Origin of the sequence: Shewanella sp. 11B5 (assembly GCF_002836795.1) — a bacterium.
Classification (GTDB): Bacteria; Pseudomonadota; Gammaproteobacteria; order Enterobacterales; family Shewanellaceae; genus Shewanella; species Shewanella frigidimarina.
Window position 1 is genome coordinate 1 of record NZ_PJAP01000608.1, and the last position, 3,879, is coordinate 3,879.

5 protein-coding genes and 1 pseudogene are annotated in these 3,879 nt (G+C 43.1%); all 6 read right to left on the minus strand.

Features of this window, described 5'->3' with window-relative positions; genetic code table 11:
• Positions 1 to 329, minus strand: a 329-nt coding sequence (locus CXF78_RS14090) for a ribonuclease HII (protein ID WP_145991454.1), incomplete at its 3' end; no start/stop codon positions are given.
• A 20-nt stretch (positions 330 to 349) separates the two neighbouring features.
• Positions 350 to 1,498, minus strand: a complete 1,149-nt coding sequence (gene lpxB / locus CXF78_RS14095) for a lipid-A-disaccharide synthase (RefSeq protein WP_102037157.1) — start codon at positions 1,496 to 1,498, stop codon at positions 350 to 352.
• A 9-nt stretch (positions 1,499 to 1,507) separates the two neighbouring features.
• A complete protein-coding gene (gene lpxA, locus CXF78_RS14100; RefSeq protein WP_011636756.1) occupies positions 1,508 to 2,278 on the minus strand; it encodes an acyl-ACP--UDP-N-acetylglucosamine O-acyltransferase in 771 nt (256 codons plus the stop codon).
• Positions 2,275 to 2,736 (minus strand): 3-hydroxyacyl-ACP dehydratase FabZ, encoded by a 462-nt coding sequence (fabZ, locus tag CXF78_RS14105; protein WP_011636755.1) that lies wholly within the window; start codon positions 2,734 to 2,736, stop codon positions 2,275 to 2,277. The genes lpxA and fabZ overlap by 4 nt, the downstream gene beginning before the upstream one ends.
• Before the next feature lie 31 nt (positions 2,737 to 2,767).
• The gene (lpxD, locus tag CXF78_RS14110) at positions 2,768 to 3,790 is read right to left on the minus strand and encodes a UDP-3-O-(3-hydroxymyristoyl)glucosamine N-acyltransferase (RefSeq protein ID WP_011636754.1); all 1,023 of its coding nucleotides are present in this window, start codon (positions 3,788 to 3,790) and stop codon (positions 2,768 to 2,770) included.
• 5 nt (positions 3,791 to 3,795) lie between these two features.
• Positions 3,796 to 3,879 (minus strand): annotated as a pseudogene (locus CXF78_RS14115) (molecular chaperone); the annotation flags it as partial.

Below are 3,879 nucleotides of genomic sequence, written 5' to 3' on the forward strand. Positions count from 1 at the left end.
AACCCCGCTACTGCGCGCTGCATGGCCAGCATGGTGGCATGCAAAATATTCAGCTCATCGATTTCAGCAGGGCTGGCACGGCCAACATTGACACTTAACGCGTTATCCATAATCTGTTGATACAAAGCATTACGACGTTTCTCGCTAAGCTTCTTAGAGTCATTGAGGCCAACAATCGGTTTATTCGGATCTAATATCACCGCGGCTGTGACCACATCACCAATCAGTGGACCACGCCCGACTTCGTCAACACCAGCAACAAGACCTTGTGAAATAATGGCTACTTGTTCAGGGGTAATATCTTTTATCACAACCGATAATGTCGACATATTAGCTTATCCTAGTCAGGTTACGGCGTTTGTAATATTGCTACTACAGCATCTGCCGCTCGCTCGCTGGCATTACACTTTAGCAATTGATGTAATTCTTCAAAGCGGGAATTTAGCGGTGCAAAATCTTGATTAAGCTGCTTGATTATCGCATCGGCAATTAACTGTGGCTGGCAATTAGCTTGCATCAATTCTGGCACAATGGTGTCGTTTGCGAGCAAATTAGGCAACGAATAGTTTTTGATTTTCATCATTTTAATCGCGATGGCATACGTAATTGGGCTGACCCGATACGACACAACCATAGGACGTTTAACCAGCATGGCCTCTAAAGTCGCTGTGCCAGATGCCAATAAAATACAATCAGCAGCAGCCATGACTTCGCGAGATTGGCCTTCAACAATAGTGACTTCTAAATCGGGAGCAAACTCCTCAAGTGCAGCAAGAAACTGCTGTCGACGAGCATCATTAACCACTGGGGTGACAAATTTGATGTCTGGAAAGGTTTGCTTAACTAATTGAGCTGCTTTGACGAACGGCTCAGCTAATTGCTTTAGCTCACCGCCTCTGGAACCAGGCAATACCGCCAAGTATTCAGCATTAGGATCTAATCCTAATAATTGCCGAGCAGCTAGCTTATCACTGTGCATCGGAATATCGTCCGCAAGTGTATGCCCAACAAAAGTACAAGGCACTTGATGTTGGTCGTAAAACGCTTTCTCAAACGGCAATAGCGACAACACCATATTGGTCGCTTTAGCAATTTTAAATATACGTTTTGGACGCCAAGCCCATACTGACGGGCTGACGTAATGGACTGTTTTAATCCCTTTGGCTTTTAATTTAAGCTCTACACCAATATTAAAATCGGGCGCATCAATACCAATAAAACAGTCTGGCGCTAATTCAGTAATTTGTTTCACTAGGCTTGAACGAATATGCAGCAGTCGAGGTAAATGTGATAACACTTCGACTAAGCCCATGATCGACAGTTCTTCCATTGGAAATAAACTTTCAAACCCTAGAGCTTGCATTCGAGGGCCACCAATGCCGATAAAGCGCGCATCAGGATAGCGTTTTTTGAGTGAATTAACTAAACCGGCACCTAAAATATCGCCGGAGATTTCTCCGGCGACAATGGCGAATACTTTTGAAGGAGAGTTGGTCATTGTTTCCGTCTATCGAATAATGCCACGAGCAGAGTGGTTGATAAATTCCATAAATGCTTTCACATTGATGTCTTTTTCAGCGGCCTCAATTAATTCAGCGTTAGCTTCTTCAATGGTTAAACTCTTACGGAAAACCGCTTTATACGCACTCAAAATAGCTCGCTGGTTTTCTTTGGTAAAACCACGGCGTTTTAAGCCTTCTAAGTTTAATCCACGTGGTACTGCAGGAGAACCAGCAGCCATTACAAATGGGGGAACATCTTGCAAAATAAGTGAAGCACCCGCGGTAAAGGCATGCGCGCCAATGTGTACAAACTGATGCACACCAGTCATGCCGCCCAAAATAACCCAATCACCAACATGTACATGACCGGCAATTGAAGCATTATTAGCCATGATAACGTTATTACCGACAAAACAGTCGTGGGCAATATGAACATACGCCATAAACAGACAGTTAGAACCGATGCGAGTTTCACCTTTATCTTGGGTCGTACCACGGTGAATGGTAACCGACTCACGAATGATGTTATTGTCGCCGATAATTAAGCGAGTTTGTTCGCCTGCGTACTTTTTATCTTGACACTCTTCACCAACTGAAGAGAATTGAAAAATACGATTACCTTTACCGATAACCGTTGGACCTTTAACCACAACATGAGAACTTATCCATGTGTCATCGCCGATTTCAACGTTTTCACCAATGTAGGTCCAAGGACCAATAGTGACGTTATTACCAATTTTGGCTGTTGGGTGAACAAACGCTAATTTATCTATCACTTCTTAATCTCTCTACGTGCACACATGATTTCAGCAGAACAAACCAGTTCACCATCAACCAAGGCTTCACCAACAAACACACCAATACCGCGACGCTCTTTAATCATTTTAACGTGAAAATGTATTTGGTCGCCTGGCTCAACAACACGTTTAAAACGCGCTTTATCGATACCAGCAAAATAGTACAGCACCTCTGGAGACGGCTCTGTACTCATGGTTTTAAAGGCAAGTAAACCCGTTGCTTGTGCCATGGCTTCTAAAATGAGCACGCCAGGCATAACAGGCTGTATAGGAAAATGTCCTTGGAAAAAAGGCTCATTAATGGTGACATTTTTAATCGCATGTAAGTGCTCACCTACGGTAAAGTCCAATACACGATCGATCAACAAAAATGGATATCTATGAGGTAGATATTTAAGTATCTCTTTAATATCCATGGTGTTTAATTGGTTTGACACACTACATTCCTTAAATAAGGCAGAATTACAATTATTCTGAGCCCTTAGCACTTTTCTCGAGGGTTTTAACTCGGCTAAATAATTCATCTAATTGACGGAAACGAACAGTGTTTCTACGCCATAATTTGTTTTCCATTGCGATGGTTGCGGACGAATACACACCTTTTTCACGGATAACACTGGTCACGTTCGTTCCGCCTGATATGTGTACACCATCAGCGACACTAAGGTGTCCAGCAACAGCACTACCACCACCGATAATACAATACTTACCAATGGTAGAACTGCCAGCAATAATAGAGCCGCCAGCCATTGCAGTATTTTGGCCGATAACGACATTATGAGCAATTTGAACTTGGTTGTCGATAATCACACCATCGTGGATCTCGGTATGCGACAACGCACCACGGTCAATAGAAGTACATGCGCCAATTTCAACATGATTACCAATCCGAACGCCGCCTGTTTGTGGAATTTTAACCCAGTTACCGCGTTCATTGGCATAACCAAAACCATCAGAGCCAATTACCGTCCCTGAATGGACGATGCAATCATGACCAATATGTACATTATGATAAACACTTACATTAGCCCAAAGACGCGTGTTTGAACCAATAATACTGGATTCACCCACCACACAACCTGGACCTATTTGAACATTTTCACCCAAAATAACATTCGCACCTATCACCGCATTTGCACCAATAGCTGCACCGTCACCTAAAATGGCTGATGTATCTATTTGAGCTGAAGGATGAATACCAGGCGTTTCTTTTGGGGTGGTATCTAGTAATTGCGCTACTCGAGCAAATCCTACGTAAGGATCGCTAACAATAAGGGCATTACCATGATAACAACTTGCTTCTTTTTCGCTCAGCAATACCGCACTAGCTTGAGTTGCCTCAAGCTGAGCACGGTACTTACTATTGGCTAAAAAAGAGAGTTGGCCTTGGGTTGCATCTTCAAGGGTAGCGACACTGGTTATTTCCAGTGTTGCGTCACCTTTAATCGTTGCACCCAATAGTTGGCTAAGCTCTTTTAAAGTCACTTTCATACTTATTATTTGCCTTTGCTTAAGGCTTCTACCACTTTGCTGCTGATGTCAGCTTCTGGTTTAACAAAAATAACTGCGCCACGTTGTAG

Excerpts from the sequence above, each read along its gene's own strand:
- lpxB (WP_102037157.1), bottom strand. The coding sequence starts at position 1,498 with ATGACCAACTCTCCTTCAAAAGTATTCGCCATTGTCGCCGGAGAAATC.
- lpxD (WP_011636754.1), bottom strand. The coding sequence starts at position 3,790 with ATGAAAGTGACTTTAAAAGAGCTTAGCCAACTATTGGGTGCAACGATT.